The 24,037-nt window shown below is 62.5% G+C and carries 27 protein-coding genes; 20 read left to right on the forward strand and 7 right to left on the reverse strand.

Annotated elements, in window-relative coordinates:
* The 5 genes from pqqB (at position 1) to SSPSH_RS06790 (ending at position 2,694) form a co-directional block, all read left to right on the forward strand.
* Positions 1 to 912 (forward strand): pyrroloquinoline quinone biosynthesis protein PqqB, encoded by a 912-nt coding sequence (gene pqqB, locus SSPSH_RS06770; RefSeq protein ID WP_006912932.1) that lies wholly within the window; start codon positions 1 to 3, stop codon positions 910 to 912.
* A complete protein-coding gene (pqqC, locus tag SSPSH_RS06775; protein ID WP_006912933.1) occupies positions 909 to 1,655 on the forward strand; it encodes a pyrroloquinoline-quinone synthase PqqC in 747 nt (248 codons plus the stop codon). The genes pqqB and pqqC overlap by 4 nt, the downstream gene beginning before the upstream one ends.
* Complete coding sequence (pqqD, locus tag SSPSH_RS06780; RefSeq protein ID WP_006912934.1) at positions 1,652 to 1,936, forward strand: pyrroloquinoline quinone biosynthesis peptide chaperone PqqD; 285 nt, start codon at positions 1,652 to 1,654, stop codon at positions 1,934 to 1,936. The genes pqqC and pqqD overlap by 4 nt, the downstream gene beginning before the upstream one ends.
* A gap of 220 nt (positions 1,937 to 2,156) precedes the next feature.
* On the forward strand, positions 2,157 to 2,399 hold the full coding sequence (locus SSPSH_RS06785; RefSeq protein ID WP_021031523.1) for a type II toxin-antitoxin system ParD family antitoxin: 243 nt from the start codon (positions 2,157 to 2,159) through the stop codon (positions 2,397 to 2,399).
* Entirely contained in the window at positions 2,392 to 2,694 is a 303-nt protein-coding gene (locus SSPSH_RS06790) for a type II toxin-antitoxin system RelE/ParE family toxin (protein WP_006912936.1), read from the forward strand. Before SSPSH_RS06785 ends, SSPSH_RS06790 begins: the two co-directional genes overlap by 8 nt.
* A gap of 53 nt (positions 2,695 to 2,747) precedes the next feature.
* Here SSPSH_RS06790 and pqqE read toward each other — a convergent pair whose 3' ends face one another.
* Complete coding sequence (gene pqqE, locus SSPSH_RS06795; RefSeq protein WP_006912937.1) at positions 2,748 to 3,926, reverse strand: pyrroloquinoline quinone biosynthesis protein PqqE; 1,179 nt, start codon at positions 3,924 to 3,926, stop codon at positions 2,748 to 2,750.
* Positions 3,927 to 3,989: 63 nt separating this feature from the next.
* Entirely contained in the window at positions 3,990 to 4,067 is a 78-nt protein-coding gene (gene pqqA, locus SSPSH_RS19665) for a pyrroloquinoline quinone precursor peptide PqqA (RefSeq protein WP_006912938.1), read from the reverse strand.
* Positions 4,068 to 4,341: 274 nt separating this feature from the next.
* On the opposite strand from pqqA, the gene SSPSH_RS06800 reads away from it, so the two are divergent.
* Together SSPSH_RS06800 and SSPSH_RS06805 are read left to right on the forward strand one after the other, a co-directional pair.
* On the forward strand, positions 4,342 to 5,769 hold the full coding sequence (locus SSPSH_RS06800) for a sensor histidine kinase (RefSeq protein ID WP_006912939.1): 1,428 nt from the start codon (positions 4,342 to 4,344) through the stop codon (positions 5,767 to 5,769).
* The gene (locus SSPSH_RS06805; RefSeq protein WP_006912940.1) at positions 5,766 to 7,145 is read left to right on the forward strand and encodes a sigma-54-dependent transcriptional regulator; all 1,380 of its coding nucleotides are present in this window, start codon (positions 5,766 to 5,768) and stop codon (positions 7,143 to 7,145) included. The genes SSPSH_RS06800 and SSPSH_RS06805 overlap by 4 nt, the downstream gene beginning before the upstream one ends.
* Before the next feature lie 37 nt (positions 7,146 to 7,182).
* Here the strand turns inward: SSPSH_RS06805 and SSPSH_RS06810 are convergent, their stop codons facing one another.
* Together SSPSH_RS06810 and SSPSH_RS06815 are read right to left on the reverse strand one after the other, a co-directional pair.
* Positions 7,183 to 7,875 (reverse strand): hypothetical protein, encoded by a 693-nt coding sequence (locus SSPSH_RS06810; protein ID WP_006912941.1) that lies wholly within the window; start codon positions 7,873 to 7,875, stop codon positions 7,183 to 7,185.
* 129 nt (positions 7,876 to 8,004) lie between these two features.
* A complete protein-coding gene (locus SSPSH_RS06815; protein ID WP_006912942.1) occupies positions 8,005 to 8,652 on the reverse strand; it encodes a hypothetical protein in 648 nt (215 codons plus the stop codon).
* Between the two features lie 522 nt (positions 8,653 to 9,174).
* Here SSPSH_RS06815 and SSPSH_RS06820 point away from each other — a divergent pair.
* The 7 genes from SSPSH_RS06820 to SSPSH_RS06845 all read left to right on the forward strand — a co-directional run bounded on the left by SSPSH_RS06820 (position 9,175) and on the right by SSPSH_RS06845 (position 13,808).
* Positions 9,175 to 9,897 (forward strand): NADP-dependent oxidoreductase, encoded by a 723-nt coding sequence (locus tag SSPSH_RS06820; protein ID WP_006912943.1) that lies wholly within the window; start codon positions 9,175 to 9,177, stop codon positions 9,895 to 9,897.
* Entirely contained in the window at positions 9,888 to 10,118 is a 231-nt protein-coding gene (locus SSPSH_RS19175) for a zinc-binding dehydrogenase (RefSeq protein WP_006912944.1), read from the forward strand. Before SSPSH_RS06820 ends, SSPSH_RS19175 begins: the two co-directional genes overlap by 10 nt.
* Before the next feature lie 134 nt (positions 10,119 to 10,252).
* Complete coding sequence (locus SSPSH_RS06825) at positions 10,253 to 11,137, forward strand: LysR family transcriptional regulator (protein ID WP_006912945.1); 885 nt, start codon at positions 10,253 to 10,255, stop codon at positions 11,135 to 11,137.
* A gap of 94 nt (positions 11,138 to 11,231) precedes the next feature.
* Positions 11,232 to 12,104, forward strand: coding sequence for an SDR family NAD(P)-dependent oxidoreductase (locus tag SSPSH_RS06830; RefSeq protein ID WP_006912946.1), 873 nt, complete (start codon positions 11,232 to 11,234; stop codon positions 12,102 to 12,104).
* Positions 12,105 to 12,226: 122 nt separating this feature from the next.
* Positions 12,227 to 12,769: a helix-turn-helix domain-containing protein gene (locus SSPSH_RS06835; protein WP_006912947.1), complete on the forward strand. Its 543-nt coding sequence runs from the start codon at positions 12,227 to 12,229 to the stop codon at positions 12,767 to 12,769.
* Positions 12,766 to 13,461 (forward strand): AzlC family ABC transporter permease, encoded by a 696-nt coding sequence (locus tag SSPSH_RS06840; protein ID WP_006912948.1) that lies wholly within the window; start codon positions 12,766 to 12,768, stop codon positions 13,459 to 13,461. Before SSPSH_RS06835 ends, SSPSH_RS06840 begins: the two co-directional genes overlap by 4 nt.
* Positions 13,458 to 13,808, forward strand: coding sequence for an AzlD domain-containing protein (locus SSPSH_RS06845; protein WP_006912949.1), 351 nt, complete (start codon positions 13,458 to 13,460; stop codon positions 13,806 to 13,808). Before SSPSH_RS06840 ends, SSPSH_RS06845 begins: the two co-directional genes overlap by 4 nt.
* Positions 13,809 to 13,836: 28 nt before the next feature.
* On the opposite strand, the gene SSPSH_RS06850 is transcribed toward SSPSH_RS06845, so the two are convergent.
* The 3 genes from SSPSH_RS06850 to SSPSH_RS17840 form a co-directional block, all read right to left on the reverse strand.
* The gene (locus SSPSH_RS06850; protein WP_006912950.1) at positions 13,837 to 14,868 is read right to left on the reverse strand and encodes a 3-oxoacyl-ACP synthase III family protein; all 1,032 of its coding nucleotides are present in this window, start codon (positions 14,866 to 14,868) and stop codon (positions 13,837 to 13,839) included.
* Positions 14,869 to 15,154: 286 nt separating this feature from the next.
* A complete protein-coding gene (locus SSPSH_RS06855) occupies positions 15,155 to 16,249 on the reverse strand; it encodes an NAD(P)/FAD-dependent oxidoreductase (protein ID WP_006912953.1) in 1,095 nt (364 codons plus the stop codon).
* Positions 16,250 to 16,272: 23 nt separating this feature from the next.
* Positions 16,273 to 16,710, reverse strand: a complete 438-nt coding sequence (locus SSPSH_RS17840; protein WP_021031525.1) for a rhodanese-like domain-containing protein — start codon at positions 16,708 to 16,710, stop codon at positions 16,273 to 16,275.
* A gap of 163 nt (positions 16,711 to 16,873) precedes the next feature.
* Here SSPSH_RS17840 and SSPSH_RS06865 point away from each other — a divergent pair, with 163 nt between their 5' ends.
* From SSPSH_RS06865 to SSPSH_RS06890, 6 genes are all read left to right on the forward strand, one after another.
* Positions 16,874 to 17,641 carry an ATP-binding cassette domain-containing protein gene (locus SSPSH_RS06865; protein ID WP_006912955.1) on the forward strand — a complete coding sequence of 256 codons (768 nt, stop codon included), beginning with the start codon at positions 16,874 to 16,876 and terminating at the stop codon, positions 17,639 to 17,641.
* A 29-nt stretch (positions 17,642 to 17,670) separates the two neighbouring features.
* Positions 17,671 to 18,567, forward strand: a complete 897-nt coding sequence (locus SSPSH_RS06870; protein WP_161627814.1) for an ABC transporter substrate-binding protein — start codon at positions 17,671 to 17,673, stop codon at positions 18,565 to 18,567.
* Positions 18,564 to 20,528 (forward strand): Fe(3+)-hydroxamate ABC transporter permease FhuB, encoded by a 1,965-nt coding sequence (gene fhuB, locus SSPSH_RS06875; protein ID WP_021031526.1) that lies wholly within the window; start codon positions 18,564 to 18,566, stop codon positions 20,526 to 20,528. Before SSPSH_RS06870 ends, fhuB begins: the two co-directional genes overlap by 4 nt.
* A gap of 311 nt (positions 20,529 to 20,839) precedes the next feature.
* Positions 20,840 to 21,745, forward strand: a complete 906-nt coding sequence (locus tag SSPSH_RS06880; RefSeq protein WP_021031527.1) for a sce7726 family protein — start codon at positions 20,840 to 20,842, stop codon at positions 21,743 to 21,745.
* Entirely contained in the window at positions 21,745 to 22,674 is a 930-nt protein-coding gene (locus SSPSH_RS06885; RefSeq protein WP_006912959.1) for a sce7725 family protein, read from the forward strand. The genes SSPSH_RS06880 and SSPSH_RS06885 overlap by 1 nt, the downstream gene beginning before the upstream one ends.
* Before the next feature lie 4 nt (positions 22,675 to 22,678).
* On the forward strand, positions 22,679 to 23,704 hold the full coding sequence (locus tag SSPSH_RS06890; protein WP_021031528.1) for an RES family NAD+ phosphorylase: 1,026 nt from the start codon (positions 22,679 to 22,681) through the stop codon (positions 23,702 to 23,704).
* Positions 23,705 to 24,037 lie beyond the last annotated feature (333 nt).

A 24,037-nucleotide genomic window follows, 5' to 3' on the forward strand; every position in this document is an offset into this window, starting at 1 on the left:
ATGTATGTACGCGTACTCGGATCGGCCGCCGGCGGCGGCTTTCCGCAGTGGAATACCAATGTCGGGCTCAACCGTAAACTGCACGAGGGTACGACGCGGGCCGAGGCTCGCACACAGTCTTCGATTGCGGTAAGCGCGGATTACAAGCACTGGCTATTGGTTAACGCCTCGCCCGACGTACGCCAGCAGATTCTGGATTTCGAAGCATTACGCGCGGCGCCGGAAAGTCGTGGCACCGGCATCGGCGCCGTGCTGCTCATGGACAGCCAGATCGATCACGCTACGGGGCTGATCATCCTGCGCGAGGGCGACACGCTGCCCGTGTGGTCGACGCGGCCGGTCTATGAAGATCTCACCACCGGCCTGCCGCTGTTCAACGTGCTTTCGCATTACTGCGGCGTGGATTGGCACGAGATCGATACCGCGGCCGATCGTTTCGCGATCGACGGCGTGCCGGGGCTGTCGTTTCGTGCCGTCGAGCTGTCGTCGGCCGCGCCGCCGTATTCGCCACATCGCGGCGACCCGCATCCGGGCGACAACATCGGCCTGATCGTCACCGACGAGACTACCGGCGGCACGCTGTTCTATGCGCCCGGCCTCGGCGCGCCGGACGACAGCATCGCCGCCGTCGCACGCGAATCGGACTGCCTGCTCGTAGACGGCACCTTCTTCACCGAAACCGAAATGATCGACCAGGGCGTGGGCGTGAAGCCGGCCGCCGCGATGGGCCATCTGCCCCAGTCCGGCGAGAACGGCATGCTCGCCTGGCTGGCGAACTTTCCCGACAAGCGCCGGGTGCTTATTCATATTAACAACACGAATCCGATTCTCGATCCGGATTCGCCCGAGCGCGCCACGGTTGAAAACGCGGGCGTCGAAGTGGCTCATGACGGCATGGAACTGAAACTGTGAGCGTTGCGATTGACGAGCGCGAAGCCTGGCCGCGCGACGAGTTCGAAGCCCGCCTGCGGGCACTCGGCGCGCGCTATCACATTCATCATCCCTATCACCGGATGATGCACGAAGGCCGCTGCACGCCGGCGCAGATACGCGGCTGGGTGCTCAACCGCTACTACTACCAGGTGTGCATCCCCATCAAGGATGCCAACGTGCTCGCCAACTGCCCGGATCCAGCCGCACGCCAGCTCTGGGTCCAGCGCCTCATCGACCACGACGGTGCGCCGGGCGAAACCGGCGGCATCGAAGCCTGGCTGATGCTGGCCGAAGCCACGGGCCTGGATCGCGACCGCGTCGCGAATCTCACCGACCTGTTGCCTGGCGTGCGCTTCGCCGTGGATGCGTACGTGAACTTCGCCCGGCGGGCGACCTGGCAGGAAGCGGCCTGCTCATCGCTCACCGAACTGTTCGCCCCCGAAATCCACCAGCAGCGCCTGACCGGTTGGCCCGATCACTACCCCTGGATCGACGACGCCGGCCTGAGCTATTTTCGCAAACGCCTGTCCGAAGCCCGGCGCGATGTCGAACACGGCCTGACCGTCACCCTCGACTACTTCACCACTCGCGCCGAGCAGGAACACGCGCTGAACATTCTCCAGTTCAAGCTCGACGTGCTCTGGAGCATGCTCGATGCGATGTGGATGGCCTATGTCGAAGAGCGCCCGCCCTACCACAGCTGCCCGGAACCCAGCCGATGAGCACGCCGGAAACGATCAGCGCCAACGCCGTGCCCCGGATCGCGCGTGGCCACCGGCTGCAGTTCGAGCCGGCCCAGGAGTGCCACGTGCTGCTCTACCCGGAAGGCATGATTACGCTCAACGACAGCGCCGCCGAAATACTGCAGCGCTGCGACGGCCAGCGTTCCGTGCAGGCAATCTGCGATGATCTCTCGGCGGCGTTCGCCGGGGCCGACGTCACGGCGGATGTGCATGATTTCTTGAAGCTTGCCGCCTCGCACGGTTGGGTCATATTGGCTTGAGCCAAGCTCGCCAGATTGGGCGGCGCAGTCTCGCTATTGCGACGCTGCGCCGGGTGGATTTCCCCTCGCTTGAAAACCATCGGTTATCGCGCTTGCCTCGGTGGAATTGAGGGCGGGGTTTAAGCGAGTTTTCCGGCGCTCTTCAAATGGATAAGCAAGCATTCCTGGATCGGCCGGCTTTGCTATATTGTGTGAATAAATCACACAGCGGCATCGTCACATGGGTAGAACGACCAGTATTACCATCGGTTCTCAAATGGACGAGTTCGTGGGCAAATTGGTTGCCTCGGGCCGCTATGGCTCGACCAGCGAAGTCGTGCGCTCTGCATTGCGGTTGCTCGAACGCCAGGAACAGGCGACCGCCGCATTGCGCGCGGCTGTAGAAGCCGGAGAACGCAGCGGCGATAGCGACGAATCACTACGAGATATCGCCGCCCGGGTGAAGCATCGCCACGATGTATAGGCTGTCGAAACTCGCGGCTGAAGACTTTGCAACCATCTACGAATACACCTTGCTGAACTTCGGCGTCGACCAGGCCGATGCTTACACCCGGCAGCTGGAGCAGATCATGCGGTTGCTGGCTCAAACGCCGGATATGGGGCGGGAGTGCCCCGATATCGCTGAGGGGCTCCTTCGCCACGATCACCGTCACCACGTTATTTTCTATCGCGCCCGTGCGCACGGCATATTCGTTATCCGCCTGCTCCATCAGCGCATGGAGCCACTGCGGCATTTCGACGATCTGGATATCGACTGACCGGGGAGCCCTACTCGGCACGTCCGGCAACGGTTTGATTCGCGCCGGGCAGTTTACGCGCGTTCGCGGGACGTCCGTGATCCATGCAGTCGCTTCGAATTCTTCGGGTTGCGAAACACGATCGGCTGCGCCGCGGGGGCGTCGGCCGGCTGTGCGTTCGCGCGCTCGACGGCGTCGGTTACGAGATGGTGTTCGGGTGATTTCGCACAGACCGGGTCGGTGGCGTACATATCGCCGGTGAGCATATAGGCCTGGCAGCGGCAGCCGCCGAAGTCCTTTGTTTTTTCCGAGCAGCTGCGACAGGGTTCCTTCATCCAGTCATAGCCGCGGAAGTGATTGAAGGCGGGGGATTCGCCCCAGATCCAGTCGATGTCGTGGTCGACCACGTTCGGAAATTCCAGCCCCGGTAGCTGGCGCGCCGCGTGGCAGGGCAGGGCCACGCCGTCCGGCGCGACGGTAAGAAAGATATCGCCCCAGCCGCTCATGCAGGCCTTGGGCCGGTCTTCGTAGTAGTCGGGCACGACGAAATACAGCTTCATCGCGCCGCCATGTTCGCGGTATTCGGTGGTGACACGTTCGGCGTGCGCGAGCTGTTCGCGCGTGGGCATGAGCGCATCGCGGTTGTGCCAGGCCCAGCCGTAGTACTGGGTGTTGGCCAATTCCACGTAGTCGGCCTCGAGTGCTTCGGCCATCGCGATGATTTCTTCGATATCGTCGATGTTCTTCCGGTGCAGCACGATATTGAGCACCATCGGGTAGCCGTGGCGTTTGATCGCGCGGGCCATGTCCTTCTTCTTTTCGAAGCTGTCGCTGCCGCCGAGGAAGTTGTTCATCTCGGCGTTGCTGGCCTGGAAGCTGATCTGGATATGATCCAGCCCGGCTTCGGCCAGACGGGCGACGCGGGCGTCGTCCATGCCGATGCCGGAGGTGATGAGGTTGCTGTAGTAGCCCAGCCGCCGCGCTTCGGCCACGATCTCCTCGAGATCCTTGCGTACCAGTGGTTCGCCGCCGGACAGACCGAGTTGGGCCGCGCCCATCGCTCGTGCTTCGCGCAGCACCTTCTTCCAGGCGTCGGTCGAAATTTCGCGCCCGATTTGGGCCATTTCAGTCGGATTGCTGCAGTAGGGGCATTGCAGCGGGCAGGCATAGGTGAGCTCGGCCAGCAGCCAGAGTGGCCGGGCCGGTGTTTCGCCGTCGTGGCGTGTGGGCAGCGGGGAAGGCGTTGCGCTCATGATCCTGGTAACGCGCACGAGAAAGGGGGCCGTGAAGCCCCCTCGCCGTACGTCAGAACCGGGTTAGCGGTTGTTGACGTACATCGTGATTTCGAAGCCCAGACGCAGGTCGTGAGCCTTCGGGGTGGTCCATTTTTTCATCGCAATCTCCTGGATTTTTTAGTTGGTTGCGTCATGAGTAAATGCATCGACCATGCCAGCGACCGCGAGACGGCGCTTCGGCCGTGAATGCTTTTCATACCGGGCTACTCGGCTTGGTGGGCGACCAACGCAGTTGGCCAGGATGGCTCGTGGCGGCCGAAATTAGCCAGATAAGCCGGCCAATATGGCCACTATTAGCCAGCTCGGCCAAACGTCGGTGGCCAGCCGAAGCAGGGCATTTCGAGTATTAGACCGCGGCGGCTAGACTCGCGGGATGATCCTTCGCCCTGCCGATTCGCTCAAGCGCCTGATCCGACGCTATCAGCTCGCCCTGCTGCTGGTCTTGATGGCCGCCGCGGGCTGTGGCGTTGCGTGGGCGAGTTTCTGGCAATCGGGGTATCAGCGCTCGCTACGCTTCAATGAATTGCTGGTCGAGGCGCAGGCGGTGCGCGGCGATCTCTACCGCCAGATCAAGACGGTGGATACGCTCCGCGGTGACGGCCCGCGGGATGATTACTGGCAACGGCTGTATCGTATCGACGAGCACTTTTACCGCATGCGCCGGGCTGCAGACACATCGGACGAGCAGGCGAGCATTGCACGTATGGAAGCTGCCTACGGTCTGATCCTTGCGGCGATGAACCGCGCGATCACCGCCCCCGACAGCGATGCCAGCGCGGCCGCATTCGATACCTGGCAAACCGGCGATTTCGAAAGCGCCTATAGCCGTCTCACCCAACAAGTCGCCGCGCGCCGCGACGCGCTCGCCGAACGCATGGGGCTGTGGAACCGGATGGCGCCTTGGTTGGCCTGGTTGCCGTTGATTTTCGGTATTGCGCTCGCGCTCTGGCTCAACCGCCGGTTCGTGCGCGAGTTTCTGCGTCCGCTCGAGCGGCTGGTGGCCGGCACTCGTGAAATTGCACACGGCCGGCTGGATTATCGGCTACGCCCGCAGGGCGTGGCTGAAGTACGCCATCTAGCCGATACGCTCAACGCCATGGCCGCCGAACTCGAACATAAACGCCACGCCCTGGTCGAGAGCGAGCGCGAAGCCGCGCTTGGCGCGCTCGTGCCCGTGATTGCACACAACATTCGCAATCCGCTGGCAGGTATTCGGGCCAACGCCCAGATGCTGGATCGCCAGGCCACGGTCGACGATATCGAAGAAACCGGCGCCGACATCATGGACGCCGCCGACCGGTTGGAACGCTGGCTCGACGCGCTGTTGTCCTACCTGCACCCGCTCGATCTTGAGCGCACGCCTTGCCAACTGGACACTATTGTCGATGGCGCGATCGCTGCGCTCGGCGGCCGACTCGCCGCAGACGATATCGAACTGGTCCGCGAACGCGCGCCGGTGGTGGTCGAGGCCGACGCACCACTGCTCGAACAAGCCCTGCACGGCCTGCTCGCCAACGCGCTCGAGGCGTCACCCGCCCAGGCGCGGATCACGGTACGCACCGCTGTGTCGGACGCAGATCAGGCGATGCTGGATATCGTCGACGCCGGCCCGGGCATGGCTGTCGTGCCCGATCCGCGTTCGAGCGCGCCGTTGCCAACCACCAAGCGTCGCGGCACCGGCCTGGGAATCCCATTCGCCTACAAGGTCATCCAGGCCCACGGCGGCACGTTGGAATATCAACCGGCCCCGGGCGGCGGTACACGCGTACGTGTGAGCCTGACAGTGAAGGACGTGTCATGAGCGCTGCCCATATCCTGCTGCTGGAAGACGAAGGCGCGCTCGCCCGAGCGCTTGACCGGCGCCTGCGCCGCGACGGCTACACGGTGGCGGTTTGCGAGAATATTGCCAATGCCAAGCTGGCCGCGCGCCGCCGCAGGCCCGATCTGGCTCTATTGGATTTGCGTCTGCCGGACGGCTACGGGCTGGATTTCCTCGAATGGCTGCGCGGTGAAATCCCCAACATACCGGCCGTCGTGATGACCGCCTTCGGCGAGCTCGACGATGCGATCGCCGCCATGCGCCTGGGCGCTGTCGACTTCCTCAAGAAGCCGCTCGATCTTGAGGCGCTGCATCGCGTGGTGGCCGATGCGCTGGCACGAGAAACGCCGGCCACGCGCGTTGCGAATGACGCCGCCGCTGCCCCGGAAGACACCGGGCTCGTCGGCGACAGTCCGGCCATGCGCGCGCTCTACGCGCAGCTCGATCGGATCGCGGCGCTGGCCGCAGGTGAGGCGCCGCCGAACGTTCTGCTCACCGGCGAAACCGGCACCGGCAAGGATCGCGTCGCACGCATGCTGCATGCGCGTTCGACGCGCGCGAAAAACCCGTTCGTGCAGGTCGACTGTGCAGCGTTGCCACGCGACCTGGTCGAAGCCGAGCTGTTCGGCCACGAGAAAGGGGCGTTCACCAACGCCCATCGTGCCCGTCGCGGACTGCTCGCCGCGGCCGGCGACGGCACTGCGTTTCTCAACGAAATCGGCGAACTGCCGATGGCCTTGCAAGCCAAGCTGTTGACGGCGCTGGAGTCGCGCACGGTGCGCGAGATCGGTGGCGATACCGAACGCGATATTAGCGCCTGGTTCGTGGCTGCCACCAATCGCGATCTGGCCGAGATGATGGCCACCGGCGACTTCCGGCAGGATCTCTACTACCGGCTCAACGTGCTTACGCTGCACCTGCCGCCGCTACGCGAGCGCGGCGACGATGTCATCGCACTGGCCGAACATTTCGTGGCCCACACCGCCGCGCGCTACGACCGGCCCGTACCGACAATCGATGAGAACGCGCGCGCGGCGATACGCACCTATCACTGGCCCGGCAATGTGCGCGAGCTACGCCATGTGGTCGAACGCGCTGTGCTCGTGCATGCCGAGCATGTGGTCGAAGCTACTCACCTGCAGTTGCCGGCCGCCCTGTCCGCGCCAGCGCAGCGCGAGTCGACTGACCGCGCGACTGACAACGCCGCCAATACCACGCTGGCTGATAGCGAACGTGATCTTATCGAGCGCACGCTCCACCAGACACAGCACAACGTCTCGCAAGCCGCGCGCCAGCTGGGTTTGAGTCGCGGCGCGCTGCGCTATCGGCTCGAGAAATATGGTCTGGACGGCGGTTGAAAGAGGCTACGCAGGCGCGAGTTCTGGCGCGTGGCTGTTAGCGGCCGGTGGACCTCGTCGCTTTGTCGCGTGAGGTGACGGTGCAGCGCTCCGTCGTACTGATTTGTTGCTCCAACCAGTTCTGCATCTTCTGACGCGCACGGCGCCTGGTCATGCGTTTCGTGCTCACGGCGACCGGGCGCATGAGTTGGTTCTCTTCACCGCGCACCAGGAATTTGCGCTGCGCGCCGATCAGGCCGCCCTCGGGGCCGTAGCTTGCAACGACCGTAACCTTGAAATTTCGTACCGCCAAGCTGTGCAGAGGCTGGCTTTCATCGGCACTTAAGTCCTTGTGGCGTTTCGCGGTCTGGCGTAACAGAGAACGAAAGGTCCCCAAGTTCATCTGTTCGCCCACGCGTAGCGGTCCCTGGCGGGTGACCTCTTTAGGGTGGCTCTCGCTATCGCGCGGTTGCGCTTCGTCGAAGTCGGTTATCGCCTCGGTATATTCGGTGTCGTAGGCGCGGATGGTCATGGTAATGCTGTGAATATAGATCGGCTCCTGACTCATATTGCTGATCAGGCATACGGAGTCGATCTGTTGCCCCCACCCCTGGGTGACCAGTATTCGGGCCTGGCGCTGACGCCGAAAGCCCGAATACAGAAGATGCGCATAGAAAAGCCACACGCCCAGCGTGCCGGCGCTGGCGAAGAAAGACAGCGCCTGGGCGTTGTCGTTGATCCATTCCCACATAGTTACGTTCTGCGTTTTGCCGCCCGGGCTGCAAGCCCGCTTTGATAGTTGAGTCGGGTGTTGTTGTATTCGCTACGGTGCCGAAAGGCCACGCCGCGTAGGCCCGCTCGCTGCCGGCCCGGCAATGACCTACGACGGGCTCGACGTACCACCGGCCTCGGTCATCGCCCGGAGCTGGCGCTTGAGTGAGCGCACGTCGCGCCGCGCTGCGCGCAGCCGGGTTCCTTTCGGGTCGGGCCGTACTTCGCCGTTCGACGCGTCCACAGAAAATCGGCGCTCAGCGCCAATGATTTGCTCGTATGGCCCCGCGGTGATGATCACGGTGATGCCGAAAGACTCGATCTGCTCCCAGAGCGCGTTGTCACTGTCGTTGCCGTTCAAACCGGCCTTTCGAGCCGCTTCGGCTACCAGCCATCGGAATGGTCCCAGTGCGAGTTGCTGGCTGGCTTCGACAGGACCCTGGCCGATGTCTTCGGTGGTATAGCTCGTGGGCTGCTCTTGCCATTCCTTTTCCACGGGTTCGGTGTACTGATTACCGTCGGCGCTGTAGAGGTCGACGAACACGCCGCGTAGGAAGACGAACTCCTTGCCCATGTTGCTGAGCAGGCAGGTCGAGTCCGGCCCCGAGCCGTTACCTTGCGTGATGAACACCCGCGTCTGTAGCTGGCGACTCTGATTTGCGGACATGATCTGCCCGTAAACCGTCCAGACGATCAATGTCACTCCCGTGACGATGACCGTTAGCGCCGGCGCGTGTTCGGAGATGAATTGCCACATGGCAGCGCTCCGTGGCGCGGAATAGCCACGCAATATAGTGCGCCGACCCGGGGTGGTATATCGTGAAATTCCGGTGGGGAAATATACGTGTATCGCACGTATCCGGTGGGTGCTAGCGGCCCGGGTCTCGAACACAGCTGAGCAGATCGGCTGTTTTGAAAAACGACGTATGGGCCCCGCGCCCGTGTACTAAACGCGTGGCGTGCCCATCCGGCTAGTTACGACTTCGGTACGAGTTCATCAGCGCACCCCTCTACGCCCCACGATGTCGAGACGATGGCCCATGCGTAGCGCGATGTCTCGATGCCGCCGGCGTATGGCGTTTCTGTACGGTCGACAGCACCGTACGCAACGAGCAAGCGCTGCCTGACCGAACCAGAAATCGAATACCGAGGCATGGCAGCAGCTATGAGACGATCGGCGGTGAATTGGTCGGTTGTCGATACGGACGGTTTATATCGATGGGGCGGCGAGCGTCTTGCGATATAGTTGCATCACACAGTTAAATAGATGCAGTTGTTGATGAAAGTCGTTGCCTTCGAAGAATTTGGTGCCGCGGGAAACCTCCAGCTGGCCGATCGCCCCATGCCAACCTGTGGCCCGGATGATGTCCTGATCAAAACGGCGGCCGTGAGCGTGAACCCCGTCGACGTAAAAACACGCCAGGGCGAAGCGCTAGCCTCGCAGCTGGAACATGCGTTGCCGTTGGTTCTGGGCTGGGATATCGCGGGTAAAGTGGTCGCGGTAGGCCGTAATGTCCAGAATCTCAGTGAAGGCGACGACGTCTTCGGGATGATTCTTTTCCCGAAACCGCCCAACGGGTATGCGCAATACGTCGCGGCGCCGGCTGATGAACTGGCGCTCATTCCGGCCGGCGTGTCGTACGACGCGGCGGCCGCGAGTACGCTCGCAGCGCTCACAGCCTGGCAGGCGTTCACCCACTTCGGCGAGCTCAAGGCAGGCGACCGGGTGCTCATTCATGCCGCCAGCGGCGGGGTGGGCCACTTCGCGGTACAGATGGCCAAACACCTCGGCGCGCATGTCATCGCGACGTCGTCGTCGAAGAACAAGGCGTTCGTCGAATCGCTGGGTGCCGATGAGCATATCGACTACAAGGCGGTGAAGTTCGACGACGAAACCGGCGATATCGATTTCTGTCTCGAAACCCAGGGCGGCCCGCAGTTTCAACGCTCGGTGAGCGTGATGCGCAACGGCGGCACCATCATCAATCTGCCGTGGGACTGATCGACAGCGATCGCGAGGCCGCGGAGCGCAAGGGGTTGTTCGTGAACTATTTCATGCATGTCTTCCCCAGCGGCGAAAACATGCGCGAGATCGCTGCGATGCTGGGCGACGGTACGCTGGTGCCGCATATTTCCGAACGCTTCGCGCTCGAAGATGTGGCCGCCGCACACGAACATATCGAAAGCGGGCGTACCGTGGGTAAAGTGGTGATATCGCTGTAACGCGATAGCGTGTCGCCGGTCCGGTCCGGTCCGGTCCGGTCCGGTCTGGGACGACTCGCGTGCGCCGTTGGCCGCTTCTCCGATGTCGAGCTTGTGTACGCTGATTCTTTCGAAGCCGATCGGCAGTTTGTTCGATGATTGAATTACGCCAGCTGCGCCAGTTCGTCGTGGTGGCCGAGGAGCTGCATTTCCATCGCGCGGCGCGTCGGCTGAATATGTCGCAGCCACCCTTGAGCGCGGCCATCAAGCGGATTGAAACGCACGTCGGCGAACAGCTCATCGTGCGCGGTCAGCGGGAGAATCGCTTGACTGTGGCTGGCGCGGCGTTTCTCGATCAGGCGCGGCGTACGCTCGACCAGGCCGAACGCTGTGCACCGGCCGCCCGCGAGGCAGCGGCCGGCCAGAGTGGGCGACTGCGGCTGAGCTATGTCGGCAGCGCAATGTACGGTCGCCTACCGGCTGCAGTGCGCGCGTTCCGGCGCGCGTATCCGCGGGTGCGCGTTGACCTGATGGAGGAAACCACCGCAGCGCAGACTCGGGCCTTGCGGCAAGAAGCCATCGATCTGGCCGTGGTATTGCCGCCGCTGCCAGAGAACGATGGCCTGCAACTACAGCCTTTCGATAGCGATCGGCTGGCGATCGCGGTACCGGTTGCGCATCCCCTGGCAGCCGAAGCGGATTTCGCAGTGCGCGATCTGGCGTCGCAAGCGTTCGTTTTCTGGCCGGGGCACGAAGGGCGCGGTTTCTTCCGGCGAGCGCTTGAGCTTTGCCATGCCGCCGGCTTCGAGCCGGATATCGTCCAGGAGGCCCGCCAGATTCATGGCGTGATTTCGCTGGTCGCAGCAGAGGCGGGTGTGGCGATCGTGCCGGCCAGCATGGCCTCGGTGCGCAGCAACGAAGTGCATTACCGTGTCCTCGATGATCCGGCGGCCGTATTCGAACTCGCCGCGGCTCGACGCGCGGATTGCGATTTGCCGGTGGTGACGAATTTTCTGAGCGTGGCGAACAGCCAGCGCTGATACATGTCGGGTATCAGCGGCGCGGCTGAAAGGTATTAGCCGGGGCGCGGGGCTGAACTTAATCTTTTTCGCTCATTTTGCGAACGAGATTTATATGCTCGATTTCAACGCCCGTATTGCCCTGATCACTGGTGCCGGACGGGGGATTGGCCTGGCCTATGCGCGGGCGCTGGCCGAGCGCGGCGCGCATGTAATCGTGCACGACGGCGGCACGGGCAGCGACGGTACCGGTCGTGATGCGGAAGTCGCCAACGAGGCAGCCCGCCTTATCTGGCACGACGGCTATTCGGCCGAACCCGCAAGCGACGCGATCGAAACGCGCGACGGCTGTCGACAGCTGGTCGATCGCATCGTCGCCGACCACGGCCGGCTGGATATCGTGATCCACAACGCCGGCTGGGTGGGCTACGAGGCCATCGAAGCGCTCACACCGGCGTTTCTCGAGCGTGCCACGGCCATTCATCTGAACGCGCCGGCCTGGCTCGCCCAGGCCGCGTGGCCGGCGATGGTGGAGCACGGCTATGGCCGTATTCTGCTTACCACCTCCGACCGTGCGCTCTATCCGCAGTATGCCCAGGCAGGTCTTGCGGCCTATGCGGCCACCAAAATGGCGGCCGTCGGGCTGATGCATGCGCTGGCGCTGGAAGGCGCGGCCCATGATATTCGCGTAAACGCGATTTCGCCGGTCGCCAAGACCCGTATGTGGGGCGTGACCGAGCCGCCGACCGAACTCACCCCGGACAGCGTCGCTCCCGGCGCCGTATTTCTGGTCAGCGATGCCTGTGACGACAGCGGCTGGATACTGCGTGCGGCCAATGGCCAGTTCCATGCCGTGCGTGCACAGGAGGCCGCAGGCGTGGACGACCCGCGCGATATTCGTGGCAGCAGCGCCGATAGCGCCGAAAGCCTGGCCGCCTGTTGGGCCGAAGTGGCGCCCGTGCGCACCGAGTACCGCGCGGCCGGCTAAGCCACGCCGGCGTTACGGGCTGGCAGTTGCAACGGCGGTTTGCTTCGCCTGCTGGCGGCCAGTCTTTGCAGGCCGATCACGATTTCCAATATAATGGAAATCGAGCCAAGAATTGCCTCGCGATGGATAACGCCACCCCACAGGACCTGCACCGTGCGTTCGCGCAACGCATCAAGTCGTTTCGAACCGCCCGCGGCATGACGCTGGTCGACCTGTCGGCGCTGACCGGTATCGGCAAGTCCACGCTGTCGAATCTAGAGCGTGGCCAGGGCAACCCAACCATCGAGACGATATGGCAGCTCGCCCAGGTGCTCGACGTCGGCTATGGCGAGCTGGTGGGGCATGCCGCGCCACAGGCGTCGGTGGCCGCCGGGGTTTCGGTGGTGTTTATCGATCGCGAAGACGCCGAGCGTAAGATCGAGACCTTTCGTATGCGCTTCGAAGCCGGCGGCTCGCGTCAGGCCAACGCCCATGCTGCCGGCGTGAGCGAGCATGTCCTGGTGCTTCGGGGCACGCTGACGGTGGCAACGCCGGCCGATCGTGCCCGGCTACACGCAGGCGATGCGTGGACGTTTGCCGCGGATCAGCCACACCGCTACGAAGCTGGCAACGCAGAAGCCGCAGCGCTCGTATCGGTCGTCTATCCCGGCGTACGCCCGACATGAGCCGGCGCCGCGGTCTCTTGCGCGGCCTGCAGTCTGCGGGGCCGATCTGTCTTGGCTACATACCGGTAGCGATCACTTTCGGCGCCGTGGCCACGAGCTTTGGCTACCCCTTCTATGTGCCGCTGCTGTTCTCGGCCGCGATCTTTGCCGGCGGCACCCAGTTCATCCTGCTTGCCGCGCTGCACGATGCCACGCCGTGGCCGTATGTGGTGGCTCTTTGTGCGTTAATCGATTCGCGGCATATCGTCTACGGCGCGTTCCTGCGCCGTATCTTCCCGGCCCGGCTGACGGCACGCGTCCCCCTGGCCATGGGCTTGACCGACGAGGTGTTCGCCACCGCGCTTACGCAGCGTGATGCCCGGCCGGGCCGACAGTTGACTGCATGGCTCGCCGGTCTGGCCGCGGCGGCTTATCTTTCCTGGGTCGCCGGTACGGCCCTGGGGGCCGTGCTGGGCACCGTGATCAGCCACGCCGCGCCGGCGCTCACTCATGCCCTGGATTTTGCCCTGCCGGCACTGTTTCTGGCCCTGTCGCTGGACAATCTCAACCGCGAGACGGCGGCGCCGCTGCTGGCGGGTGCGGGGGCCGCGCTTGGAGCCGTCTGGGTCGGTAACATTGCGCTGGCTATGGCGGCCGGCGTTGCAGCCGCCGTCGCGGTTGCGGCCTGGCGCCATCGCTCGGCGGCGTCATGAACGACGGATCGCTGTTCATCGCGATTGCCGCCATGGCCGGGGTGACCGCGTTCAGTCGTGTGCTGCCGTTTCTGCTCTCGCCGCGCAGCCGTCTGCTCAAGCTACTCTCGGGCGACCACCCGGCAATCCGTATCGCGGGCCCGGCGTTGCTGGTTGCCCTGGCGGTGGCGAGCGTCGCGCGGCCGGTGCTGGAGAGCTCTTCGCGGCAAACGCTGCTGAGCTACGGCGTAGGCGCGCTGGCAACGGCGGCGGTTCTACGCTGGCGCCATAGCGTGGGCCTGGCCGTGGTCGCGGGTATCGTCGCCTTCGGACTCGCCGGGCCGGCAACGAGCTGGCTCATGTCCTAGCAACGCCAGCGGTTCGACAGCACGTGGATCAGGCCGCGGCGAAGTCCTCGGGCAAACGCACGAGCGTGGCGCCCCAGGACAGGCCCACACCGAAGCCGACCAGCAACAACAGGGCACCGGGTTTGATCTGGCCTTTGGCAGCAGCGCGTTTAACCGCAATCGGAATGCTGCAGGAGACGGTGTTACCGATGTCTTCCATGCATACCACGAACCGCTCGGGCGGCAGGTCGAGCTTCTTGCGAATGCCTTCGAGTACGGTCGCGCTGGCCTGATGAGGTACGACCGCGTCGATCTCGTCGAGGCTCACGCCGGCCTTTTCGCACAGCGCGTCGATGGCTTTGGGCACTTCGCGCAGGGTGAACTCGATCACCGCACGGCCGTTCATGTAGATGTTGTGGTCGCTGCGGGTATTGCCGTGGCGGTCGGTGTATTCCTCCACCGGGCGATCGACGGCCCGGTTGCGCAGGCCGCTGTTGGGCACGATCAGATCCTGAGCGCCGGAGCCGTCGGTGCCGTAGACGAACGGGCCGATGGCTTCATCACCGTCGCGCGCACTCATGAGCGTGGCCGCCGCGGCATCACCGAACAGCGCACGCACGCTTTTGTCGCCGGGATTGACGAACTTGCTGTAGGTGTCGGCGGTGATCAGCAGCAGTTTCTTCGACTGGCCGGTTTCGATCAGCGCCTTGGCAACGCCCAGCGCATAGATATAGCCCGAGCATCCCAGATTGATATCCAGCGCACCGATATGGGTGCCGAGGCCGAGTCGTTCCTGGACGAGACAGGCTGTTGTGGGCGCGAGATAGTCCGGACTCTGGGTACAGAAGATCAGGTAATCGATATCGCCGACATCGGTGCCCGTGCGTTCGAGCAGATCACGCGCGGCAATGACGCCGAAATCCGATGCGCATTCGTCGTCCGAGGCAACATGACGCGCGCGGATTCCGGTTTTTTCCGCGATTTTTTCCAGCGGCCAGTTGGGAAAGCGCGCAGCGATTTCTTCGATCGACTCGGTGCGAGCCGGCAGCATGTATTCGATGGCATCGATCACGGCGGCCATCAGCGGCGGCCTCGACGGTGGATGAGGTCTCGACTGGGCAACGTGTCTCTCCCGATGGCAGCGGCAATCACGAATCTATGCATAACACAGGTGCCGATGCGCAAAACGCTCAATATCGGCGTCCGTACGGTGCGCGTCAATGCACGTACGCCAGCGTATGCTGCGGTTGGGTTCGTCTAGCGCCTGTAATACGCAAACGCAGGCGCTTCGCTGGCTTTGCGCTGCTTTGGTTGACGCGGCGCAGCATTCGCTGGCGCAACGCCGCGCTGCGCAACCGCGCGCGTCATCAAACCCGATAGCTCTCGATAAAGCGGCGGTCGAGCCAATGCTTGAGCCAGACGCTCGTGCGCCCCAGCCACCAGCGTTGGCCGCGGGTGGCCAGGCCCGTGCCATCGCCGAGATCGAGAATCGACAGCCATTTCGACTGCGGCTCGTAGCGGGCCAACGCGTCGCCTTTCAGACTCGCGAGGAGATTGGACCGCAGCACCGGCGCCTGGCGCACGCCGAATACGCCCAGGCGTGCGAGGTCGTGACCATTGATATGGGCACAGTCGCCCACGGCGAAGACGTGCGGATCGTCGACGCTGCGCAATGTGTCGTCCACAACGAGGCCATCATCGAAAGCCAGGCCGAGATCACCCAGCCATGGCGGTGCAAGCAGCCCTGTCGCGACGATTACATGATCTGCACCGATACGCTGGCCGTCATCGCAGAGCAGCTCGCCATCGCGGCGCTCGGTCACGCGTCGGTTGTACTGAATCTCGATGCCCAGGGCGGTCAGTTTCTCGGCAAGCCGTGTCTGCGCCCCGGTTGGCAGCGATGGGGCCAGGGTATCGCTGCCTTGCAGCAGGCGGATGGCTGGCCGGGCGTGAGAGGGCGCATGGCGTCGCGCCAGCGCAGCGATATTGGCGGCGATTTCACAGCCGGTATTACCGCCGCCGATGACGGCCACGGCCGGCAACTCGCCGGCGGCGAACGCGCGGCTCAGCGTGGCGCGCAGGCGATCGAGATTGGCGATCGGCTTGACCGGCCAGCAGTTCGTCTCGGTCGTGCAGCCGGTGATCGCCTCGCTCGCCACGCCGCTGCCGACGTTGAACGACAGCCAGTCGTAGTCGAGTGTTTGCCCGTCGGCCAGATACACGCGCTGTTGGGCGCGATCCACGGACTGCACCTGACCGGACACGAACGTACCGCCGTGCGTTTCGATGACCGCACGCGCATCGATCTGATCGTCTTCTGCTGCAAACCGGCCGCCGAGCATGCCGGTGGCTCGGCCCGAGTACCAGAACATGCCGGTATCGACGAGCGTGACCCGGGCACCGGCGGCGCGGATTTCGCCTGCGTGGGCGGCAACATGCAGATGGGCATGCCCGCCGCCCACGAGTACAACTCGGGGCGGCGTTTTCACCCGGCCTGGTCGGCGTCTGGATGCTCCACGGGATAGCCGGCGGCGTGCCAGTCGGCATAGCCGGATTGCAGCGCCTTCACATTGCTATAGCCGTTGGCGGCAAGCGCAGCCGCGCCCCGTGCTGCACGCAGTCCGGCGGCGCAATAGGTCACCACCGGGGTATCGCGGGCGACACTGACTTCCGGATGCGTTTCCAGTGCATCGACTGGATGATGAACCGCGCCCGCAATATGGCCTTCGGTCCATTCGTTTGGTTCGCGGACATCGATAAAGCGCGCGCCGGCCTGATAGGCATCGAACGCGCTGCCCAGGTCGACGACGTCCACTGGCGTATCGCTTGCGGGCGATGAGCGCGTGGATCGATTCGCGTTCTGGTGCGCTATCGAACCGCCGTGCCGCTCGAACCACTGACGAAGTTTGTCGATGATCGTCATATTCGCCGTCTGTGTCGTCGTAGGTGCGTACGACGATTGTACGATGCTTGCACAACCGGCATGTCTTTCATCTTTTTGATAAGCATTCGTATTTAGCTTATTCTCGGGCACCTGCCGAATCACCGCGCGGCGCATGCCGACAGCGAACGCCGCGGAGAAGGTCATGTTCGAACTCAATGCCGCACGCTTCGAGGTCAATGGACGCTGTCTTCTCGAAGCCACCGATCTGCGTTTTACGCAGGGACTGGTCTATGGCTTGATCGGGCACAACGGCTCCGGCAAATCCACGCTGCTCAAGCTGCTCGCCCGCCAGCAGAACGCGAGCTTTGGCCAGGTGAGCTTGAACGGCCGTGCGGTAGGCGAGTGGGGCGATCGTGAATTCGCCCGCGAAGTGGCGTATTTGCCCCAGCAACTGCCGGCCGCGACGAGCCTGACCGTGCGCGAGCTGGTGTCGTTTGGGCGCTATCCCTGGCAAGGGCTGCTCGGGCGCATGACCCGTGAAGACAAGCGTGCCGTAGCGCGAGCCATGGAACTAACCCATATCGAGGCTATGGCCGAGCGCATGGTAGATACGCTCTCTGGCGGCGAGCGCCAGCGCGTATGGCTGGCCATGCTGCTCGCCCAGGGCAGCCGCTTCCTGTTGCTCGACGAACCCCTCTCGGCGCTGGATATTGCTCATCAGGTCGATACGCTCGCGCTCATTCGCGAACTGGCCACCACGCTCGGCATCGGCGTGATTATCGTGTTGCACGACGTCAACATGGTCTCGCGCTACTGCGATCAGCTGGTGGCCCTGCGCGGCGGCAAGCTGCTCGCCCAGGGCGAGCCGCGCGAGCTCATGTGCGATCAAACGCTCGAAGCCATCTACGGCGTGCGCATGCGCGTGATGGAGCACCCGGCCGACAACCACCCCATCGCCGTCGTCCAGTGAAGCGGCGCGGTCGTGCCGTTGGTGCCGTGGTGCCACGGCACACGATCTGCATAGGCTGGCTGCTCGGGCTGGCCTTGTTTTTTTGTGCCGTGCGCGGCTTTGCCCAGGCGAACGACGCACCGCGGGTGGCCGCCATCGACTGGGGGCAGGCCCAGACCCTGATCGCCATCGGCGCGCCGCCGGTGGCCATGTCGCAGATCCCGGCGTACAACGAGTGGGTAGCCGCGCCCGAGGTCCCTGACGGCGTGCGCGATCTGGGCCTGCGCGTGCAGCCCAACATGGAGCTGTTGTCGCAGCTGGATATCGACGTCATCACGATCACCTCCATGTATGCCGGCCTGCGCGAGCGCGTGGCTCCCATCGCGCCGGTGGAGACGATCGATATCTACGACGGCAATGGCGCGGTCTGGGATCGAACCGTCGAATCCACGCGCCGCCTGGGGGCGCTGGTCGGCCGTGAGGCGGCAGCCGAGGCGCTTGTTAACGATACACAGGCGCGTATCGAGGCCTGCACGGCCCAGGTCCCCGAGCACGCCAAGCCGCTGCTCGTGGTGCAGTTCATCGATGCCCGGCATGTGCGGGTGTATACCGAAGACAGCCTGATCGGCAGCGTGCTCGAACGCATGGGTATCGCCAATGCCTGGCAGGCCGGCGGCACCTACTGGGGCTTTGCCACGGTGCCGCTCGAGCGGCTGGCGTCGATCGATAACGCACGCATGGTGGTGGTCAAACCGTTACCGGTCGGCGTGGCCGAAGAAATCGACACCAGCGTGCTCTGGCATCACCTGCCGGCCGTGAACAACGCCCCGGTGCTCTACGTGCGGCCGGTCTGGGGCTTTGGCGGGCTGCCCTCGGCCAGCCGCTTTGCCCGCCTCTTGGTGGACGCGCTGGGCCAGGACTGCAGCGCGGGCGGGGCCGCTTCATGATCACGCCGTGGGTCACACCGGCGCGTCTGTGCGGTGGCTTCGCGCTGCTGCTGGCGGTGCTCGCGGCGTTCGTGCTGCACGAAAATTCTGCGGCAGGCATCGCCGCACTCTGGGCCGACAGCAACGATATCGCGGGCGTGTTGGCCCGCTATAACTGGTTGCCGCGCGTGACGGCGGCGCTGGTCGGCGGCGCCGGGTTGGCCCTGGCCGGCGTGCTGTTCCAACAGACCCTGCGTAACCCGCTGGCCGCCCCCACCACCCTGGGCGTGGTCGGCGGCGTACATCTGGCGTTGCTGGTGGGCACGCTGTTCGCGCCCGCGCTCATGGTGCATGCCCGCGGGCTGGTCGGCTTTGCCGGCGGCGCCGGGGCCATGGCGCTGGTTTTCGCGCTCGCCTGGCGACGCAACCTCGCCCCTACGGTGGTGGTGCTCGCCGGGCTGGTGGTCAATCTCTATTTCGGCGCGCTCGCCGTCGTGCTGCTGCTGTTCAACGAAGAAGCGCTGCGCGGCATGATGATATGGGGCGCGGGTTCGCTTGCCCAGAACAATTGGGACGGCGTGCTCTATCTGCTGCCGCGGCTAGCGCTGGCCGGGGTGGCTGCAGTGGCCTTGTCACGCGCGCTGGCGCTGCTGGATCTCGACGATACCAACGCAAAGAATCTGGGTATTTCGCTGGCCTGGCTGCGCGCGGCGAGCCTGGGCCTGGGCGTGTTTGCCAGCTCCGTGGTGATCGTCGAGCTGGGCATCGTCGGCTTTATCGGCCTGGCCGCGCCGTCCATCGTGCGCCTGGCCGGTGCGCGTCGACTGGCGAGCCGGCTGATCTGGGCACCGATATTCGGCGGCCTGCTGTTGGCGGTCACCGACCAGGTGCTGGAACTGGTCACGCTGCATTCGTCCATGCTCATCCCCACGGGCGCGACCACGGCGGCACTCGGCGCGCCGTTGCTGCTATGGCTCATCCCGCGTCTGAATCTGGCCCGCGAGCCCGGCTCGCCGCCGACGCCGGCCCCGCGCAGCGAGACGCCCGGCCGGCTGGTGGCCATGCTCGCCATTGCGCTGGTTGCGGCTGTGATCGTTGCGCTTTTAGTCGGGCAGGGCGCCGACGGCTGGGACTGGCCGTTTACCCGGCCCTGGGACGAAACCGGGCTGTGGCGTGTACCCCGCGTATTGGCCGCCGGCGCGGCCGGGGCCATGCTGGCCGTGGCCGGTACGGTCATTCAGCGCGTTTCCGGCAATGCCATGGCCAGCCCGGAAGTGCTGGGCATCAGTGCCGGCACCGGCCTGGGCGTGCTGGCGGTGGTACTGCTCATGCCCGGCGCCGGCGTGCCGGTGCTGCTGCTGGCCGGCATGCTCGGGGCGCTGGCATCGCTGGCCGTGCTTGTCGGGCTCAACGCCCGCAGCGACTACGAACCCGAACGCGTACTGCTCACCGGCATCAGCGTGCTGTTTCTCTTCGATGCCGTCGCCAAGATCGTGCTCGCCGGCGGCGACCCGCGCACGCAACAGCTGCTGGCCTGGATGTCGGGCACCACCTATTACGTCGAACTGCCGCTGGCATTGACGGTCGCCGTGCTCGGCGTGCTCTTGTTTGCGGTAATCCGGCCCCTGCAGGTCTGGCTCGATCTGCTGCCGCTGGGCATGCCCACCGCCCGCTCGCTGGGCGTGAACGTCGGCATCAGCCGCCTGCTGCTGCTGGTACTGGTCGCATTGCTCACAGCCGGCGCCACGCTCGTGGTCGGCCCGCTGAGCTTCATCGGCCTGCTCGCCCCCAACCTCGTGCGCATCATGGGCCTCGCCCGCGCCCGCCACCAGCTCGCAGGCGCCGCCGTACTCGGCGCCCTGGTCATGGTCATGGCCGACTGGATCGGCCGCATGCTGCTGTTCCCCAGCGAAATCCCCGCCGGCATCGTCGCCACCCTCATTGGCGGCAGCTATTTCATGTGGCGGTTAAGGCGGCTTTAGGCGGGGGTTGGGCAAAGGTGAGATCGTTCGCGAATGAAAGCCAATTGGAACGCGCACCTTATATTAATCGACCGTCGTGGAGGTTGCGTTCTTAGTCGTTTTCCTGAGTTCAGTCGGCTCACGACCCAAAGCGGCCATTAAACAGCTGTATTCGGTACCCCTGATATCAATCAGTACCGCATCGAAAACGCTGAGAGTTACAGGACGCAGTTATTTAGGGGTTTCAGTCCCTATATGGAGCTGCTAAATCGTTGCTTAGTAGCGAGATATCGCACACCATCGCCTATGGGCTCTAGCGGATCGGAACATCCTTGCCACGTACTCGCTCACCAAAACCCGGATCTGAGAAGCTGGCAGCGTTGTCGCGTCTGTTTTCAGCGACGGTGTTCCGCGAGCTTTCTGTCCGCGGTCAATCTAAGGCTTTCGCTCGCCTATTAAAATTGGCAGACCTAGAAAGCCCACCCAATAAAACTGTCGCAGATGGATTCGATATTGCCTTCGAGTCACTGAAGCGATCGGGCGACCGTGACGAGTACGTCTACCGATCGGCGTTGACGCAAAAAGTGTTGCTCGGGCGCCACTCTTTAAACACGGCTGCAATGCTCACGGAGTTCCGAACCGGTAGCTGCCGAGCGGACTTAGTAATTCTGAATGGCACTGCTACAGTTTATGAGATTAAATCGGAGCGTGACTCGCTAAACCGACTCGCGGCCCAGGTCGACGAATATAGAAAGGTCTTTGCCTCGGTTAACGTAATTGCGTGCAATAAGCATCTCGACCAGATTCTAACTGTGATACCGGACGATGTCGGCCTGCTGAATTTATCGGATCGTTTTCGCATCCAGGTTGTGCGCGAGGGAGCGATCGCACCATGGCGAATATCGCCGACCAGCATTTTCGATTCTCTTCAATCCGTAGAAGCGACGAAGATACTGCAACGGCTGGGTATTGAAGTACCTGCGGTTCCTAATACGAAGAAGCGCCAGGTTCTGCGCTCGCTTTTCGCTGATCTCGATCCTGAAACGCTACATGGCGCTGTCGTTCGCACGCTCCGCGATACTCGCAAACAAGCGAATTTTTCGCATGTGCTCGACAATTTACCGCGATCTCTCCACGCAGCCGCGCTTACGACTCCAATAAAACAGCAGAACTATGCGCGACTACTTGAGGCAGTAATGACACCGCTCGCCGTCGCGAAAAATTGGGACAGAAAATAATGTATTACCCCTACGTACGAGGTAAGCAATACGAGCTTATAACGATACGCGAAAACGCTTCGTTACTTGCCGACGCCGGTTTTACACCGATTATCGAACCAGTAAAAGAGAAGCTGGATACTTTAGACCGGGCGCTTTCGACCGTTCGAGAAGCTGGTGGTGATGCAATTGTCGTAATAAACCCGCGCTATGGACATCACCACGAGGGCGGAAATGAGATCGTCGCTTCATTAAACGCTCAGGATCAGTACGATGGAATCGTGCCTGGTCTTCTCTTGAAGGAAGAGATGTCCGTCGACGAAGTAATTACTTGGCTGGAAGCAGTACCACGCCACAATGTCACTTTAATCCATGCCGGATTTACCGAAGGACGATTACTCTCAGAGGCGTGTCGAAATGAGCCCAGAATTAACCGCCATATCTTTTTCGAGGAGCACGGAAAACTGTACCAGCGGTATTTCCCAACTGGCGAACGCATCCTCCTGCGGGATGGCTTCAAACGACGCCGCAACGCAGACCACCCTCCGACAGAACACTTTTCCGATCTACATGTCACCTATCGTTACGAAAACATGGATGGTTTTGGTGATTTTTTAATAGTCGGCGATGACTACGTGGAAGGTGGGGGGCCCGCATATGCGATTGCGATCCATTTGACGTTCATCGACACCGAGCAGGATGACCAGATGTTCATCCATCACTTTAAATCTGATACTCAAGACACACCGACTGACCCGGCTGGCAAGTTTAAAGAGGCATTGGACAAACTTATCCATGCGTTAGGCAACGGTGATTCAAAACTCATTGAAACACCTGCGATCCGAGAGTTTCGAGAACTCCACGCGCGAGCCCATTTCCCCGGTCTAGGCTACGTGAAAAAGCTGTCGATGAATCATCACATACAGACTTTAGCAACCTACCTACAGTAGCGTAATGCAACTCTATTGCTGCCCAGGATGCATCGGTGACGCCCAGCTGGAAATTCAGATTTTCCCTTTTTTAGGCGCTACTCGGGGCGACTGCTGTTTTTGCGGCTCATCAAACGTGCCTCTCATCGAGCCTTTCAAGTTATCAAATTATTTTGAGTCGCTCATCGCCATCTATGAGTACGACCCCAATGGCGAACCACTCGTCGACTACCTCAAATCTGACTGGCGTCTTTTCGACCACGACGTGATGGATCGTGCTCATTCCAATGAACTATTAGCCGAAATACTCGACGACGGTGACATCGTACGGCAACGCTTTAGTCCGTCGCCTATGTACCATAGCCAAGGGCTTGGAGATTGGCACGTCTTGCGCTTCGAGATGCTGCACCAAAACCGATGGTTCATGGATGTTCCATTCGATGATGCGAGACTACAAGGCATTCTTACGCATTTAATAGCGCGAGACATACAACCACGGTGGTTTAGAGCGCGCCTCATCGGCTCTCAAACGCCATTTGGCATCGAGGAGATGGGCGCACCTCCGAAGCACTTGGCTTCTTATGGACGGGCAAACCCGCCAGGCATCCCCTATCTCTACTTGGGGTCCAGACCGAATACAGCGGTTGCAGAAATAAGACCCCATACCGGCGAACTCGTTCGGGTCGCCGAGTTCGAACTCAATGACGGGCTTAAGCTGGCCGACTTCCGTGAACCGCGTAAAAGCGTTTCGCCGTTCCTCCTTGACGAACCAGAACTAATCGGCCAATTACTAGCGGATATCCCTTTTTTAGAGTGCTTGGGTCAAGAGCTTACCCGGCCGGTTTTGCCCAGTAGCTCCGCTATCGACTACATACCCAGCCAGTACTTTTGCGAATTCATAAAAAAATGCCTATACGACGGAGTTATCTACCGAAGCTCCGTTAGCGACGGGATCAACCTAGCGCTATTCAGCCAGGAGGATGCAGACCCGAAGGCTATATCTACATATACGGTTAAAGACGTATCGGTGGAAATAGAAACGCAGCGATGACACCTTTCAGTAGACGCCGCTGGACATCGAAGGAAGAGAGTCTTGTGGGCCGGCATCAGCGTCGGTGTGAAGTTTTATGGATATGATTTTGAATCAGGTGACTGAGTTCAGGTGACAGTATATGTAACTCCGAATTGTTCGAAGCGATTACCGCAACCTTCTGTGCCGATCGGCTAAATTACGTCATCCTCACCGGATGACTTTGCGGCTTTCGGCGACGGCGAAATCGCCTGCAAATGAACGCTAGTTCAATGGCGTGCAGTGGGACGCAAGCCACTGCGCAACCTGCGCTTCTGAGTACCGCTCGTCCGGGATTAAGCAACATTCTTTCTG

It is taken from the genome of Salinisphaera shabanensis E1L3A (assembly GCF_000215955.2).
Taxonomy (GTDB): Bacteria; Pseudomonadota; Gammaproteobacteria; order Nevskiales; family Salinisphaeraceae; genus Salinisphaera; species Salinisphaera shabanensis.